This is a genomic window from Geodermatophilus sp. SYSU D00867 (assembly GCF_054050315.1).
In genome coordinates, this window is the sequence record NZ_JBJGZC010000012.1 from 1 (window position 1) to 15845 (window position 15845).

Here is a 15845-nt window from a genome sequence, read left to right on the forward strand (position 1 = left end):
GCGCGCCCCCCCGCGCGGGGACACGCCCACCGCGGCCGGGGCCCCGGCCCCGGCCCCCCCCCCCCCGGGCCGGGCCCGCGGACGTGTCCGGTCAGGCCTCGTCGGGCAGGGGCACCCGGACGGCGGCGTAGCGGCCGGCGGCCGCGGCGGCGAGGAAGTAGGCGCGTTCCTCGGGCCAGCCGCGGCCCATCGTCGACAGCGTCACCGGCGACAGCTGCAGCGCCTCGTCCAGCCCCTCGACGTCGACCCACACCACCCGGTTGCGCTCGGGCTGGCCGGCCAGGTCCTCCTCGACCTGCCGGCCGAGCTCCGAGCCCAGCCCGCGCGGGGCCACCAGCGTCACCCCGGCCAGGGCCACCCGGCCGAACGCGGTCAGCGAGTGGTGGGAGACGCCGCGGTGGCGGGGGCGCGGGTCGGCGTCGGAGATCCGCAGCGCGCCGATCGGCTCCCCGCCGAGCACGCTGACGGCGTTGCACGCCTCCCCGGCCGCGACCCCGGAGAAGCCCCAGGGGGTGCCGGTGCCCAGGTTGCCCGGCCCCTGGGTGACCACGGCGACGTCCGCGCCGAGCACGTGCCTCGCGGCGAGCAGGCCGGTGTGCAGGGTGACCGCCTCCAGGTCGCCGCCGAAGGCCTGCCCCACGGTGACCACCCCGGCCAGCGACGGCGCCAGCGTGTGCAGCGTCCGGGAGAACCCGGCCACCAGGGCGCCGCCGTCGGTCATGACGTAGGCGACCCGGAGGTCGGGGTCGGTGGCGAACAGGCCGATGAGCACGGCCGGCAGCGCCGAGTGCAGGTCCGCGACGACGACCGGCATCCCGCCCAGGTCCTCGGCCGCGGCGATGGTGTCGTGGTGCTCGGTGTCCTGCTCGTCCACGCCCTGCACGCTGACCTGCAGCGGGGTGTACCGGGCCTTGACCAGGTGGCCGGGGCCGGTGGGGTCCGGCGGCAGCCGGTCGGGGACGGCGACGACGAGCGCGTACCCGCCGGTGCCCAGCCGCTGTGCCCACGCGGTGGTGTTGAGCAGCACCTCGTCGCCGACCTCGGGCACCCCCACCAGCGACGGGTGCGCCAGCGAGCGCACCGCGCCGTCGCCGGGCACCTCGACGGTGAGCTCCAGCGCGTCGCGCCAGCTCCTCCCGGTCGCGGTCACCGTGCCGCGTCGCCAGCGGATCCGTTGCGCAGTCGTCCGTTCCCCCACGGGGCGAGCGTAAGGACCCCGGTGCCCCCCGCGCCCCCCGTGGCTCCCTGCAGGGGCCCGCTGCGCGCGTGCGAGCAGCGGGGGCCAGGGGGTCCTGTGTCTAGGCTGGGGCGCGTGTCGGCGAAGCGGGCGGAGCGGCTGGTCAACCTGGTCATCGCGCTGCTGGGCACCCGCCAGTACGTGACGGCGGCGCGGATCCGGGCGACCGTCCCCGGCTACGAGCCCGACGACGGCACCGCCCGCGCCGACGAGGCGTTCAAGCGGATGTTCGAGCGGGACAAGGCCGACCTGCGCGAGATGGGCATCCCGCTGGAGACCGGCCGCACCAGCGTCTTCGACACCGAGGACGGCTACCGCATCGCCCGCGCCGACTACGAGCTGCCCGAGATCACCCTCACCGGCGAGGAGGCCGCCGCCGTCGGCCTGGCGCTGCGGCTGTGGGAGTCCGCGCAGCTGGCCGGGGCCGCGCACAGCGCGCTGGTGAAGCTGCGCGCCGCCGGCGTCGACGTCGACCCGACCCGGCTGCCGATCCAGCCGCGGCTGGACTCCGACGAGCCGGCGTTCGAGCCCTGCTACGCCGCCGCCCGCGACCGCCGGGTGCTGCAGTTCGACTACCGCCGTCCCGACGAGGACGCCCCGGCCCGCCGGCACGTGCAGCCCTGGGGCGTCGTCGCCTGGCACGGCCGCTGGTACCTGGTGGGGCTGGACCTGGACCGGCAGGCCCCGCGGGTGTTCCGGCTGTCCCGGGTGGTCGGCACGCCGCGGGCGACCGGGCCGGAGAACGCCTTCGAGCCGCCGCCGGACCTCGACCTCGCCGGGATCGTCGCCGGCCAGTTCGGCGGCCGGGGCGAGGAGCAGCTGGTGGTCGTGCGCGCCCGCCCGGGCACCGCCGTCGGGCTGCGCCGCTGGGCGACCCCGCTGGGCGCCGGCCCGGACGGGGAGGACCGGCTGCAGCTGCGCACCACGGAGCCGTGGCGGCTGGCCGACCAGCTGGCCGCCTACGGCCCCGACGTGGTCGTCGAGTCCCCGGCGGCGGTCCGCGACGCGGTCGTCGAGCGGCTGACCCGCCTGGCCGCCATGGGGGAGCGATGACCAGCCCGGCCACCAACGAGCGGATGACCCGGCTGCTCTCGCTCGTCCCGTACCTCACCGCCCGGCCCGAGGGCGTGCCGCTGGCCGAGGTGGCCCGCGACTTCGGCGTGCCCGAGCGGCAGCTGCGCCGCGACCTCGAGCTGCTGTGGATGTGCGGCCTGCCCGGCTACGGCCCCGGCGACCTCATCGACCTGTCCTTCGAGGGCGACCGGGTGCGGGTCACCTTCACCGCCGGGATGGTCCGCCCGCTGCGGCTGACCACCGACGAGGCGGTCGCGCTGGTGGTCGCGCTGCGCACGCTGCTGGACCTGCCCGGGCTGGCCGAGCAGGAGGCGGTGAGCCGGGCGCTGGCCAAGGTGTCGGCCGCCGCCGGGCACGCCGCCGAGCGGGTCACCCCGGTGGCGCTCAGCGTCGACGCCCGCGAGCAGGCGCTCGCCGTCGTCCGGCAGGGGCTCGAGCGGGGCCGGGCGCTGCACCTGCACTACTACGTGCCCACCCGCGACGAGCGCACCGAGCGGACCGTCGACCCGATGCGGCTGCTGCTGGTCGACGGCCGCTGGTACCTGGAGGCGTGGTCGCGGGAGGTGGCCGGCGTCCGGCTGTTCCGGCTGGACCGCATCGACGACGTCGAGGTGCTCGACGAGCCGGCCGCCCCGCCGCCGCAGGCCGCGCCGCGGGACGTGGAGTCCGGCCTGTACCAGCCCGCGCCCGGCGCGCCGGTGGTGCGGCTGCGGCTGGCCCGCACCGCCCGCTGGGTGGCCGAGTACTACCCGGTGGAGGACGTCCGCGAGGTCGAGGACCCGCCGGGTGGGCTGGCGGTCGCGCTGCGCACCCACGACCTGGCCTGGGCGCGCCGGCTGGTCGCGTCCCTGGGCGGCGCGGCGACCGTCGACGAGCCGGCGGGGCTCGCCGCGGCGGTCGCCGCCGACGCGCGCGCGGCCCTCGCCCGGTACGGCGCCTGAGCCCCGGCGCCTAGGCTCGCGCCGTGCTGCTGCTCGTCGTGTGGATCGCCGCCGTCGTCGTGTCGCTGGTCGTCCTCGGCTCGATCGGGTACGGCCTGGTCGGGGCGTTCCGGCGGCTGGGCCGGGAGCTGCAGGCCGCCGAGCGGGAGGTGCGGCCGGTGCTCGAGCAGGCCGCGGCCACCGCCGCCCGCGCCGCCGCGCTGCAGGCCGGTGAACGGCCCGCGGACGCCCGCTGAACCGACGGCGACCGCCCGCCGGGCGCCCCGGGGACGCACCCCTCCCGGCGTAGCATCGGCCCCGCCCCCCGCGACCTGGAGGACGCATGAACCTCGGCCCGCTCGAGATCGGCCTGATCATCCTGGCCGTCCTGCTGCTGTTCGGCTACAAGAAGCTCCCTGACGCCTCGCGCTCGCTGGGCCGCTCGCTGCGCATCTTCAAGGGCGAGATGAAGGGCATGAGGGACGACGACCGCACCGCGGGCCCGTCCGCGCCGCTGCCGCCGGCCGCGCTCGACGCCGCCGACCGGGACCGGCGCGCCCAGCTCGAGGCCGAGGCGGCCGCCGCCGAGGCCCGCGCCGCCGAGCTGCGGGCGCGCGCCGCGCAGCCCGGCGCCGCCGACGCCCGCTGACCGCCTCCCGGGGCAGGAACGTGAGCGGTCCCTCCCTGCGCCGCCGCCGGCGGCGGGCGCCGCGGGACCCCGAGGCGACGATGACCCTCGTCGCGCACCTCACCGAGCTGCGCAACCGCGTCGCCAAGGCCCTGCTGGCGCTCGCGCTGGGCACCGTCGTCGGCTTCCTCTGGTACGACCACGGGCTGCTGACCTTCCTCAGCGAGCCCTACTGCTCGCTGCCCGCCGACCTGCGCTTCCAGGGCGACGAGAGCTGCTCGCTGGTGGTCCTCGACGTCTTCGGCGGGGTGCTGCTGCGGCTGAAGATCGGCCTGATCGCCGGGGCGGTGCTGTCCAGCCCGTTCTGGCTGTGGCAGCTGTGGGCGTTCATCACCCCGGGGCTCAAGCGCAACGAGAAGCGCTACGCGATCACCTTCGTCGCCGTCTCCACGACGCTGTTCGCCCTCGGCGCGGTGCTGGCCTACGTCACCCTGTACAAGGGCCTGGAGCTGCTGCTGGAGCTCGCCGGTGACGAGGTGGCCTTCCAGCTGACCGCGCCGGACTACCTGGGCTTCGTGATCAGCCTGCTGGTCGCCTTCGGGCTGAGCTTCGAGCTGCCGCTGATCGCGGTGGCGCTGAACCTGGTCGGCGTCCTCTCGCACGCCGCGCTGGCGCGCAGCCGGCGGTGGATCTTCTTCCTGACCATCGTCTTCGCCGCGTTCGTCACGCCCACCCAGGACCCGTTCACCATGCTCGCCATGGCGCTGCCGATGGTGGTGCTGTTCGAGCTGGCCATCCAGGTCGCCCGGTTCGTGGACCGGCGGCGGGTCCGCCGGGAGGCGGTGCAGCACTTCCACGACGTGCCCGACGACGAGGCCTCCCCGCTGGACGCCCGGCCCTCCGACCTCGACGCCGCCCCGGCGGACACCTCCCGCCGCTGAGCCGCCCGGGGCCCGGCGGCCCCGGGCGGCTCGACCGGCCTCCGACCACCCGGGCGCGGGCCGTAGCCTGGGCCGCCGCCCGCCGGAGGCGCAGGGGAGGAGACCCGGGTGGACGTCGCCGTCCTCGTCAGCGCCGCCGCCGGCCGGGGCCGCGCCCGCACCGTGTCCGCGGCCGTCCTCGACGCGCTGCGCCGGGGCGGGCTCGCCCCCACGGTGCTCGCGGCCGGCACCCGCGCCGAGGCCGAGCGGGCCGCGGCCGGCGCGGTGGCGGCCGGCACCGGCGCGGTCGTCGCGATCGGCGGGGACGGCGCCGTGCACGCCGCGCTGCAGGCGGTCGCCGGCGCCGGCACGCCGCTGGCCGTCGTCCCGGCCGGCACCGGCAACGACCTGGCGCTCGCCCTCGGCGTGCCGCCCGAGCCGGTCACCGCCGCCACCGCGGCCGCCGCGGACCTGCGGGAGGGCGCGGTGCGGGCCCTCGACGCCGGCCGCACCGCCGGGCGCTGGTGGGCCACCGTGCTGTGCTGCGGCTTCGACTCGGCGGTCACCGACCGGGCCAACCGGCTGCGCTGGCCGCGCGGGCCGCGCCGCTACGACGTCGCGATCCTCGCCGAGCTGGCCCGGCTGCGGCCCCGCGAGGTCACCCTGACCCTGGACGGGGAGGCGCGGACGCTGCCGGTCACGCTGGTCGCCGTCGGCAACACCGCCTGGTACGGCGGGGGCATGCGGGTGTGCCCGGCCGCCGACCCCGCCGACGGCCGGCTCGACGTCACCGTGGTGGGGCCGGTGTCGCGCCGGGAGCTGGTGCGCACCCGGCCGCGGCTGACCGAGGGCACGCACGTCGGGCACCCCGCCGTCACGGTGCACCGCGCCGCGCGGGTGGAGCTCGCCGGCGTGGGGCTGACCACCTACGCCGACGGGGAGCCGGTGGCCGCGCTGCCGGTGCGCGCCGAGGCGGTGCCCGGCGCGCTGCGGATCGTGGGCTCCGGGCGTCCCTGACGGCCCCGGAGACCGCAGCGCCGGCTAGTCGACCGTTATCCCCAACCCTGCCGCCGACCGGCCGGTGGCGCGTCCCGCGGGGGGTGGGGCGATGACGCGGGGAGGTCCGGTCCGGGCTGAGCGCCGTCCGGGGAGCGCCTAACGTGGGGGCATGTCCAGCCCCGCCGAGCGGTACGCGGCTGCCCGGCGGCGCAGCGCGCACCCCACCCTCGCCGACTTCACCGCCGAGCTCGGCTTCTCCCTCGACCCGTTCCAGGTGGAGGCCTGCGAGGCGCTCGACGAGGGCGCCGGGGTGCTGGTGTGCGCGCCCACCGGGGCCGGCAAGACCGTCGTCGGCGAGTTCGCGGTGCACAAGGCGCTGGCCGAGGGGCGCAAGGCCTTCTACACGACGCCGATCAAGGCGCTGTCCAACCAGAAGTACAACGACCTGGTCGACCGCTACGGCGAGGCGAAGGTCGGGCTGCTCACCGGGGACAACGCGATCAACGGCGACGCGCCCGTGGTGGTGATGACCACCGAGGTGCTGCGCAACATGCTCTACGCCGAGTCCCCGGCGATCGCCGGCCTGGGCTACGTGGTGATGGACGAGGTGCACTACCTCGCCGACCGGTTCCGCGGCGCGGTGTGGGAGGAGGTGATCATCCACCTGCCGGCGTCGGTCACCCTGGTGTCGCTGTCGGCGACGGTCAGCAACGCCGAGGAGTTCGCCGACTGGCTGGTCACCGTCCGCGGGCACACCCGGGTCGTCGTCAGCGAGGTCCGGCCGATCCCGCTGTGGCAGCACATGCTCGTCGGCAACCGGGTGTTCGACCTGTTCAGCCTGCGGCCGGCCGCGCACGCCGCCGAGCAGGGGGACGACCCCCGCGGGCAGTCCACGCGCGACCGCGGCGCCAGCGTCGTCGACCCCGAGCTGGTCCGGTACGTGCGGGAGCACGAGCGGCGGCTGGACACCTGGGGCGGCGGCAACGGCGGGAACCGGCGCGACCGCGACTGGCACAAGCCGCGCTACCGCCCGCCGGCCCGCCCGGAGGTCGTCGAGCGGCTGGACCGCGCCGGGCTGCTGCCCGCGATCACCTTCGTGTTCAGCCGCAACGGCTGCGACCAGGCCGTCCACCAGTGCCTCACGGCCGGGCTGCGGCTCACCGACGAGGCCGAGCGCGCCGAGATCGCCCGGATCGTCGACGAGCGCACCGGCAGCCTGCCCGACGAGGACCTGCACGTCCTCGGCTTCTGGGAGTGGCGCGAGGGGCTGCTCGCCGGGCTCGCCGCCCACCACGCGGGCCTGGTGCCGGCGTTCAAGGAGACCGTCGAGGAGTGCTTCGTGCGCGGCCTGGTCAAGGCCGTGTTCGCCACCGAGACGCTGGCGCTGGGCATCAACATGCCCGCCCGCACCGTCGTGCTCGAGCGGCTGGTCAAGTGGAACGGCGAGGCGCACGTCGACGTCACGCCGGGGGAGTACACCCAGCTCACCGGGCGGGCCGGGCGGCGCGGCATCGACGTCGAGGGGCACGCCGTCGTCGTCTGGGCGCCGGGCATGGACCCCTCCGTCGTCGCCGGGCTGGCCAGCACCCGCACCTATCCGCTGCGGTCGTCGTTCCGGCCCAGCTACAACATGGCGGTCAACCTGGTCGGCTCCTACGGGCGCGCCCGGGCCCGCGAGCTGCTGGCGTCCTCCTTCGCCCAGTTCCAGGCCGACCGCTCGGTCGTGGGCCTGGCCCGGCAGGCCGCCCGCTCCGAGCGGGACGCGGAGAGGTTCGCCGCGGAGTTGGCCAGCGAGGGCGGCGACGTGCTCGCCTACGCCCGGCTGCGGCGGGAGATCGCCGACCGGGAGAAGGAGCTGTCCCGCGACTCGCAGGCCAAGCGGCGCCTGGAGGCCGCCGACGCGCTGGCCGCGCTGCGCCCGGGCGACGTCATCCGGGTGCCCTCGGGCCGCCGGCAGGGCCTGGCCGTCGTCCTCGACCCCGGCGTCACCGACCTGTCCGACCCCCGCCCGCTGGTGCTCACCGAGGACAAGTGGGCCGGCCGGCTGGCCAGCGTGGACTTCCCGACGCCGGTCACCGCGCTGGCCCGGGTGCGGGTGCCCAAGAACTTCAACCACCGCAGCCCGCACGCCCGCCGCGACCTGGCCTCCACGCTGCGCACCGCGCGGCTGGAGAACGACCTGGGCGCCCGGCGCACCAAGCAGCGCTCGGCCGCCGCCGACGACCCGGTGCTGCACGACCTGCGCCGCGCGGTGCGCAACCACCCGGTGCACGCGCTGCCCGACCGGGAGGAGCGGGTGCGCTTCGCCGAGCGCTACCTGCGCGCGGTCGCCGACGCCGAGGCCACCCACCGGAAGATGGCCGAGCGCACCGGCTCGCTGACCCGGCAGTTCGACCTCACCTGCGACGTCCTCGAGGAGCTGGGCTACCTGGTGCCCGAGGCGGTGCCGCTGGTGCCGGCCGACACCGAGGAGCCCACCCCGGTCGACGACGTCCCGCGGGTCACCGAGGAGGGCCGGCGGCTGGCGCGGATCTGGTCGGAGGCCGACCTGCTGGTCGCCGAGTGCCTGCGCGCCGGCGCGTGGCGCGGGCTCACCCCGGCGGAGCTGGCCGCGGCGGTGTCCACGCTGGTGTTCGAGGCGCGGCGGGAGACGCCCGGGCAGCCGGCGGTGCCCGCGGGCAGGGTCGCCGGGGCGATCGCCGAGATGCGCCGGATCCGCGCGCGGCTGCAGGACGTCGAGCTCGACCGCGGCCTGCCCGCCAGCCGCGACCTGGACCTCGGCTTCGCCTGGGCGGCCTACCGGTGGGCCGACGGGCAGGCGCTGGACCGGGTGCTGGCCGGCGCCGAGCAGGCGGGCACCGAGCTCTCCGGCGGCGACTTCGTCCGCTGGGCGCGGCAGCTGGTGGACCTGCTCGACCAGCTGGCGAAGGTGGCCGACGAGGCCGTGGCCGGCGTCGCGCGGGCCGCGGTGGGGCTGGTGCGGCGCGGGGTGGTCGCGGTCGCCGTCAGCGGCTGAGGCCGCCGCCGCCCGGCCGGGGGGCCGCGCCGCGGAGGAGCTGCCGGAGGCCCCCCGTGGTGCACAATCTCCCCCGCTCCGGTGACGGACGGTCATGGGGGCGCGGGAACACGATCCGGCCCCCGTGGGGCCGCACCGGACGGGAGCGACGATGACCAACCCACCGCAGGGTGGCCAGCCGGGGCAGTACGGGCAGCCGGGGCAGTACGGCCAGCAGCCGGGACAGCCGGGCCCGTACGGGCAGCCCGGTCAGTACGGCCAGCCGGGTGGGCAGTACGGGCAGCCCGCCGCCCAGCCGGGGCAGTACGGCCAGCAGCCGGGCCCGTACGGGCAGCCCGGTCAGTACGGCCAGCCGGCGCAGTACGGGCAGCCCGGCTACGGCCAGCCCGGCCAGCAGCCCGGCGGCTACGGGCAGCCGCCGCAGTACGGGCAGCCGGGTCAGTACGGCCAGCCCGGGGGCCACGGCCAGCCCGGCTCCGGGCAGCAGCCGAGGAAGTCCCGGACCGGGCTGGTCGTCGGCCTGGTCGCGCTCGCCGTCGTCGTGATCGCCGCGGCGATCGTCCTGCCGATCGTGCTCGGCCAGGACGTGCTCGACCGCGCGCAGGCCGAGAGCGACATCGCGCAGCAGTTCGAGGAGACCTTCGGCGTCGCCGTCGACGTCTCCTGCGACGACGAGATGGTCGTCGAGGACGGCGCCACCTACGAGTGCACCGGGACCACCGACGACGGCGAGGACGTGACGCTGCAGATCGCGATCACCGACGCGGACGAGGCCGCCTACACGTGGGAGGTCGCCTCCTGACCGGGGGCCGCTGGACCGGGGGCCGCTGAGCTCCGGGCCGGCCGGCGCCTCAGTCGAGGGCGTCGGCCGGCCAGCCCAGGGCGGCGCCCAGCCGCCCCAGCGAGGACCGCAGCCCGTGCGCGTCGGCCAGCGCGGCCAGCGCCGCGGCGTCGGCCGGCCGGGTGGGCAGCGCCCCCTCCACCGGCGGCAGGTCGACGTCCCGGGCCACGGCCACCACCACCGGCGCGGCGTCCAGGTACTCCCCGCCGGCGTGCAGCTTCTCGAGCACGCCGCGCGTGAGCGGCGCCCGGGGCACCGCGGTGCGGGCCGCGGCCGCGCGGATGCCGGCCAGGTCGCCGAACTCGGTGACCAGCGCCGCCGCCGTCTTCGCGCCGATGCCGGCCACGCCGGGCAGGCCGTCGCTGGGGTCCCCGCGCAGCACCGCGAAGTCGGCGTAGGCCCGCCCGGGGATGCCGTACTTCGCCGCCACCGCCGCCTCGTCGACCACCTCGATGTCGGCGATGCCGCGCGCGGTGTACAGCACCCGCACGCCGCGGGCGTCGTCGACCAGCTGGAACAGGTCCCGGTCGCCGGTGACGACGTCGACCGGCCCGCGCGCGCGGGTGGCCAGCGTGCCGATGACGTCGTCGGCCTCGTAGCCCGGCGCGCCGACCCGGGCGATGCCCGCCGCGGCCAGCACGTCCACCAGCACGGGCACCTGCGGGGACAGCTCGTCGGGGGCCTCCTCCCCGCCGTCGGGCGCGAGCCGGTGCGCCTTGTACGACGGCAGCGCCTCGACCCGGAACGCCGGGCGCCAGTCGTCGTCCCAGCAGGCGACCAGCCGGGTGGGGGCGTGGGCGGTGAGCAGCCGGGCGGTCATGTCCAGGAACCCGCGGACGGCGTTGACCGGGCGGCCGTCGGGCGAGGTCACGCTGGTCGGGACGCCGTAGAAGGCCCGGAAGTAGAGGCTCGCGGCGTCGAGCAGCATCGTGGTCACGGGCGGACCGTAGCCGCCGGGGACGACGGGCCGGGGAAACCGGCGCGGGCGCGGCCGGGCCGCGGGGTTAGTGTCCCGGCGTGGCAAGCAGCACGGGGGCCCTCGTCAGCATCGACCGCGTACACGCCGCCCGCACCGTGGCCGGGGAGCTCGGCGTCGACGTCCTGGTCCTCACCCCGGGCTCGGACCTGCGCTACCTGTCCGGTTACCACGCCCACGCGATGGAGCGGCTGACCGCGCTGGTCGTCCCGCGCCGCGGGGAGCCGCTGCTGGTCGTCCCGCGCCTGGAGGCGCCGATGGTCGACGCCTCCCCGGCCGGCGCGCTCGGCCTGGAGGTGCACGCCTGGGACGAGACCGACGACCCGTTCGCCGTCGTCGCCCGGGAGGTGACCGCCCGGCTGGGCGCCGCCCCCTCGCGGGTCGCGGTGGGGGCGCGCACCTGGGCCGAGCACGCCCTCGGCGTGCACCGGGCGCTGCCCGGCTCGGCGCTGGAGCTGGCCACCCCGGTGCTGGACCGGCTGCGGATGGTCAAGACCCCCGCGGAGGTGGAGGAGCTCGCCCTCGCCGGCGCGGCCATCGACCGGGTGCACGCCCGGATGGGGGAGTGGCTGCGGGTCGGGCGCACCGAGGCGGAGGTCGGCGCCGACGTCGCCGCGGCGATCCTGGCCGAGGGACACGTGGGGGTGGACTTCACCATCGTCGGCTCCGGCCCCAACGGCGCCAGCCCTCACCACGAGCTCTCCGACCGGGTGGTGCAGGCCGGGGACCTGGTCGTCGTCGACATCGGCGGGGAGACCGCCACCGGCTACCGGTCGGACTGCACCCGCACCTACGTCGTCGGCGGGGAGCCCGACGCCGAGGTGGCCGAGTGGTACGCGGTGCTCAGGGACGCGCAGGAGGCCGCCGTCGCCGCCGTCCGGCCCGGGGTGACCGCCGAGCAGGTCGACGCCGCCGCGCGCGACCGGATCGCCGCCGCCGGGTGGGGCGGGCACTTCATCCACCGCACCGGGCACGGCATCGGCCTGGACACCCACGAGGCGCCCTACATCGTGGCGGGCAACGACCTGCCGCTGGAGGCGGGGATGGCGTTCTCCGTGGAGCCGGGCATCTACCTGGCCGGCCGCTGCGGCGCCCGGATCGAGGACATCGTCGTCTGCACCGACGACGGCGTCCGCACGCTCAACGAGGGCACCCGTGAGCTCGTCGTCCTCCCCGGCTGAGCCGCACTCCGACGTCGACCGGGCGCTGCTGGCCGCCCTGGTGCGGGACGGGCGGGCCAGCTACACCGAGCTCGCCGAGCGGGTCGGCCTGTCGGTGTCGGCGGTGCACCAGCGGGTGCGCCGGCTCGAGCAGCGCGGACTGATCACCGGGTACCGGGCGCGGATCGACGCCCGGCGGGTGGGGCTGGGGCTGACCGCGTTCGTGTCGATCACCCCGCTGGACCAGGCCCAGGCCGACGACGCCCCGGCCAAGCTCACCCACCTGGACGCGATCGAGGCCTGCTACTCGGTCGCGGGCATCGAGAGCTACCTGCTCAAGGTGCGGGTGGCCTCGCCCGAGGCGCTGGAGGCGCTGCTGCGCGAGATCCGCACGACGGCGAACGTGAGCACCCGCACCACCGTCGTGCTGTCCACCTTCTACGAGGACCGTCCTCCCGTCTGAGCCCGGAGGACCGGCGTGCCCGACTCCCTGGCCCGCGGGGTGGGGGACCACCTGCCCGGCACGCTGCTGGCGCTGCTGGCGGCGACGCTGTTCGGGCTGGGCTCGGTGCTGCAGCACGAGGCGGCGGTCCGCGCCACCGCCGGCGGGCGGCTGCGGATGCGGGCGATGGTGCGCCAGCGCACCTGGCTGCTCGGCCAGGCGGCCACCACCAGCGGCACCGTCGCCCAGGTGGCGGCGCTGGCGCTGGCGCCGGTGGCGATCGTGCAGCCGCTGCTGGCCGGCGCGCTGGTGGCGGCGCTGGCGGTGCGCACCGTCCGCACCGGGCACCCGCCGTCCCGGACCGAGGGGGCCGGGGCCGCGCTCACCGTGGGCGGGCTCGTGGTCTTCGTCGTGGCGGCCCGCCCGGGCCGGGGCTCGGGGGACCCGCCGCCGGCCGTGGCGGCCGTGGTCGCCGTCGTGCTGGTGGTGCTGGCGGTCGCGCTCACCGCCCGGCTGCGCGGCGGCAGCGGCGCGGCGCTGGCCTGTGGGGTCACCGGGGGCCTGGCCGCCGGGGTGGCCGCGGTGCTGGTCTCGGCCGGGCTCGCGGTGCTCGCGGCCGACGGGGTGGCCGGTGCGCTGGCCCGGCCCGAGCCGTGGGGTGCGGTGGTGGCCTCGGTGGCCTCCCAGGTGGGGGCGCAGCAGGCCTACGGCCGCGGGGCGCTGTCCTGGTCACTGCCCGCGCTCGTGGTGTTCGACCCGCTGGCCGCGGTGCCCGCGGCCCGGCTGCTGCTCGGGGAGCACCTCGAGCCGGGGCACGCGGCGGTGTGGGGGCCGGCCGCGGTGGTCGCCGTCGTCGGGGTCGTCCTGCTCACCCACAGCAGCGGGCCGCCGCGGGAGGCGGCACCCGCCGTCGGGACCTGACACCCGTCGTTCGACCGTTATCCCCAACTACTCGAAAGACTACCTGGTGTGCCGTCCTGGGGAAGGGGAGCGGCGACGACGGCGGTGCGACTGGACATCGTCTCGAACACGTGTTCGCATCGGGGTCGTGAGGTGGGACGCCCGGCGCCTCGACGCCGACGAGGAGACGCTGCTGCCGGGGATGCCGAGCCTGCGCGGGCTGCTGCGCAGCGTGGAGGTGCCCGAGTTCCCGGGTGTGACGATGCACGAGGTGCTGTGCCGGTCGGCCCTCAACGCGGTGCCCGAGGGCTCGCGGATGCCGTTCGCCTACACGATCAACCCGTACCGGGGCTGCCTCCACCAGTGCGTCTACTGCTTCGCCCGCTCGACGCACGAGTGGCTGGACCTGGACGCCGGCCGCGACTTCGACACCCAGATCGTCGTCAAGACCAACCTGGTCGAGGTGCTGCGCCGGGAGCTCGCCAGGCCGTCCTGGAAGCGCGAGCACGTGGCGCTGGGCACCAACACCGACCCCTACCAGCGCGCCGAGGGCCGCTACCGGTTGATGCCCGGCGTCATCCGCGCGCTGGCCGACTCCGGCACGCCGTTCTCGATCCTCACCAAGGGCACGCTGGCCCGCCGGGACCTGCCACTGCTGGCGAACGCCGCGCGGGACGTCCCGGTGGGCTTCGGCGTCTCGATGGCCGTCTGGGACGACGACCTGCACGCGAGCCTGGAGCCGGGGGTCCCCTCGCCGCGCGCCCGGCTGGACCTGGTGCGCGCGGTGACCGACGCCGGGCTGCCGTGCGGGGTGTTCCTCGCCCCGGTGCTGCCCGGCCTCACCGACCGCCTCGCCGACCTCGACGCCGCCCTGGAGGCCATCGCCGCCGCCGGCGCCACCGGGGTGACCGTGGTGCCGCTGCACCTGCGCCCGGGTGCCCGCGAGTGGTTCTCCGCCTGGCTGGCGCGCGAGCACCCCGCCCTGGTGGGCCGCTACCGGCAGCTGTACCGCGGCGGGGCGTACGTGCCCCCGGAGTACCGGGCCTGGCTGGCCGGGCGGGTCGGGCCGCTGCTGCGCCGGCACGGCCTCGACGGCCGGTCGGGAGGCGCGGCCCGGGGGGCGGAGGCGCCCTCGGGAGTCCCCGGGGACGACGAGGCCGCTTTCCCCGCCGGCAGCCTGCCGCCGGTCCGCCACGACGCCCCGCGGGGCCGCGCGGCCCGCGCACGGCGGTCCCGGGACGGCGCGGTGCCCGGCCAGCTGGCGCTGATCTGAAACGGTCAGGCAAGCCTTCCCTGACCATTGGGTGCCGCAACGAAATGGCGGTGAGGAAGGTGAGCCTTCCCTACCCGTAACGCGTTGACCTGCGGCTTCTCAGGTCAGGCTCACCTGGGGAAATGGTCGGAGAACGACACGCGGAATGCATTCCGGGGTCGAGATCGACGCCATTCTGCGGCACACTGGGGTCAGCCGATCCGTCCGAGCCCGGAGGACCAGAGATGACCGCCGTCGTGCCCCCCGTCGCCGAGTGCACCGTCACCGGCTGCTCCTACAACGACCACGACCACGGCTGCCACGCCTTCGCGATCACCGTGAGCAGCCACAACGGCAGTGCCGACTGCGGGACCTTCATCCCGCTCACCGTCCGCGGCGGCCTGCCCCGGGCCGAGGCGCTGGTGGGTGCGTGCCAGCGGACCGACTGTGTGCACAACGACGCCCTCGAGTGCCACGCCGACGGCATCCGGGTGGGCTTCGACCACGACACCGCCACCTGCATGACCTACTCGCCGGCCTGACGGGACCCCGGCACCTCTCCGCGACGACGGCCCGGGCCTCCGCCCGGGCCGTCGTGCCGTCCGGGGGAGGAGCGGGCTCAGGCCGGAGGCGCCCCGGCCTTGTTCGCGCGGGCGGCCCGCTCGGCCCGCACCGCACCCCGGGCGGCCACCGGCTCGGCGCCGGCCGCCAGGGCCAGCCGGCGGTAGGAGTCGTAGGACAGCGTCTCGTAGACGGCGGCCAGCACCTCGGCCCGCTGCCGGCGCGCGCCGGTCGTGGTGGCGCGCAGGTACAGGGCGGTGCGCACCGCGTGCTTGGCGAACGTCACCTGCAGCGCCTGGCTGGACAGCCGGCCGCCGACGTGTGAGGCGAAACCGGGGCCGCGGCGCAGCGCGGGCAGCACCCACGGGCTGTCGGCCAGCGCGGGGAAGCGGTTGCGCACCGCCTCCCAGGCGTGCCACGCGGTCAGCGCCCCCGGCACCGACCACTCGCCGTCGTCGGTGCGCACCACCAGGCGGCGGGCGGTGGCGTGCACCTGGTCACGGCGCAGGTCGCGGAAGGTGCCCACCGGGGCCGGCCAGCGCAGCGCGATCGCGCACCACACGACCGTGCGCAGGTGCTCGGGCTCCTCGCTGCGCACCTCGGTGAGCGGCCGCAGGTCCAGCGTCCGCGGATCGGGCTCCGGCGTCGGGGGCACCGGCAGGGGGACCCCGCCGTACCGGGCCACCTTGCTGTACAGGGTCACGGTGGCGGGCTTCCAGCCCCGGGCCGCCGCGACGTCGTCCATCCCGCCCTCGGCCAGCTCGTCGGGGCCGAGGCCGAGCTCCAGGGCCGCGTCGATCAGCCGGCGCCACTGCACCGCGTAGCCCTCCGGGGGCTCCAGCCGGGCCCAGGCCTGCGCGGCGGGCGGCGACGGCATCTCCGGGAGCGGTCCCTGCCAGCCCTTCGCCATGTCCTCACC

16 protein-coding genes are annotated in these 15845 nt (G+C 77.0%); 13 read left to right on the forward strand and 3 right to left on the reverse strand.

What is annotated here, in order from left to right:
• Positions 1–91: 91 nt before the first annotated feature.
• Positions 92–1150 (reverse strand): DUF3866 family protein, encoded by a 1059-nt coding sequence (locus ACI8AK_RS12805; protein WP_387989690.1) that lies wholly within the window; start codon positions 1148–1150, stop codon positions 92–94.
• A 162-nt stretch (positions 1151–1312) separates the two neighbouring features.
• Between ACI8AK_RS12805 and ACI8AK_RS12810 the strand changes: the two genes are divergently transcribed.
• From ACI8AK_RS12810 to ACI8AK_RS12845, 8 genes are all read left to right on the forward strand, one after another.
• Positions 1313–2290 (forward strand): helix-turn-helix transcriptional regulator, encoded by a 978-nt coding sequence (locus ACI8AK_RS12810; protein WP_387989693.1) that lies wholly within the window; start codon positions 1313–1315, stop codon positions 2288–2290.
• On the forward strand, positions 2287–3252 hold the full coding sequence (locus ACI8AK_RS12815; RefSeq protein WP_456956514.1) for a helix-turn-helix transcriptional regulator: 966 nt from the start codon (positions 2287–2289) through the stop codon (positions 3250–3252). The genes ACI8AK_RS12810 and ACI8AK_RS12815 overlap by 4 nt, the downstream gene beginning before the upstream one ends.
• A 23-nt stretch (positions 3253–3275) precedes the next feature.
• Entirely contained in the window at positions 3276–3488 is a 213-nt protein-coding gene (locus ACI8AK_RS12820) for a hypothetical protein (protein ID WP_387989699.1), read from the forward strand.
• Between the two features lie 86 nt (positions 3489–3574).
• Positions 3575–3880 (forward strand): Sec-independent protein translocase subunit TatA, encoded by a 306-nt coding sequence (gene tatA / locus ACI8AK_RS12825; RefSeq protein ID WP_456903009.1) that lies wholly within the window; start codon positions 3575–3577, stop codon positions 3878–3880.
• 20 nt (positions 3881–3900) lie between these two features.
• The gene (tatC, locus tag ACI8AK_RS12830) at positions 3901–4800 is read left to right on the forward strand and encodes a twin-arginine translocase subunit TatC (protein ID WP_456956516.1); all 900 of its coding nucleotides are present in this window, start codon (positions 3901–3903) and stop codon (positions 4798–4800) included.
• Positions 4801–4908: 108 nt separating this feature from the next.
• On the forward strand, positions 4909–5796 hold the full coding sequence (locus tag ACI8AK_RS12835) for a diacylglycerol kinase family protein (protein ID WP_456956518.1): 888 nt from the start codon (positions 4909–4911) through the stop codon (positions 5794–5796).
• Positions 5797–5947: 151 nt separating this feature from the next.
• Positions 5948–8794 (forward strand): DEAD/DEAH box helicase, encoded by a 2847-nt coding sequence (locus tag ACI8AK_RS12840; protein WP_456956520.1) that lies wholly within the window; start codon positions 5948–5950, stop codon positions 8792–8794.
• 151 nt (positions 8795–8945) lie between these two features.
• Complete coding sequence (locus tag ACI8AK_RS12845; protein ID WP_456956522.1) at positions 8946–9596, forward strand: DUF4333 domain-containing protein; 651 nt, start codon at positions 8946–8948, stop codon at positions 9594–9596.
• Between the two features lie 49 nt (positions 9597–9645).
• Here ACI8AK_RS12845 and ACI8AK_RS12850 read toward each other — a convergent pair whose 3' ends face one another.
• Positions 9646–10563 carry a 5'-3' exonuclease gene (locus tag ACI8AK_RS12850; RefSeq protein WP_456956640.1) on the reverse strand — a complete coding sequence of 306 codons (918 nt, stop codon included), beginning with the start codon at positions 10561–10563 and terminating at the stop codon, positions 9646–9648.
• 89 nt (positions 10564–10652) lie between these two features.
• On the opposite strand from ACI8AK_RS12850, the gene ACI8AK_RS12855 reads away from it, so the two are divergent.
• The 5 genes from ACI8AK_RS12855 to ACI8AK_RS12875 all read left to right on the forward strand — a co-directional run bounded on the left by ACI8AK_RS12855 (position 10653) and on the right by ACI8AK_RS12875 (position 14907).
• Positions 10653–11792, forward strand: a complete 1140-nt coding sequence (locus ACI8AK_RS12855; protein ID WP_387988214.1) for a M24 family metallopeptidase — start codon at positions 10653–10655, stop codon at positions 11790–11792.
• Entirely contained in the window at positions 11767–12234 is a 468-nt protein-coding gene (locus tag ACI8AK_RS12860) for an Lrp/AsnC family transcriptional regulator (protein ID WP_387988213.1), read from the forward strand. The genes ACI8AK_RS12855 and ACI8AK_RS12860 overlap by 26 nt, the downstream gene beginning before the upstream one ends.
• 15 nt (positions 12235–12249) lie before the next feature.
• On the forward strand, positions 12250–13134 hold the full coding sequence (locus ACI8AK_RS12865; protein WP_456903004.1) for a DMT family transporter: 885 nt from the start codon (positions 12250–12252) through the stop codon (positions 13132–13134).
• 127 nt (positions 13135–13261) lie between these two features.
• Complete coding sequence (locus tag ACI8AK_RS12870; protein WP_456956524.1) at positions 13262–14386, forward strand: Rv2578c family radical SAM protein; 1125 nt, start codon at positions 13262–13264, stop codon at positions 14384–14386.
• 224 nt (positions 14387–14610) lie between these two features.
• On the forward strand, positions 14611–14907 hold the full coding sequence (locus ACI8AK_RS12875; RefSeq protein ID WP_387988210.1) for a DUF1540 domain-containing protein: 297 nt from the start codon (positions 14611–14613) through the stop codon (positions 14905–14907).
• Between the two features lie 77 nt (positions 14908–14984).
• On the opposite strand, the gene ACI8AK_RS12880 is transcribed toward ACI8AK_RS12875, so the two are convergent.
• Positions 14985–15836 (reverse strand): hypothetical protein, encoded by an 852-nt coding sequence (locus tag ACI8AK_RS12880; protein ID WP_456956526.1) that lies wholly within the window; start codon positions 15834–15836, stop codon positions 14985–14987.
• Between the last annotated feature and the right edge of the window lie 9 nt (positions 15837–15845).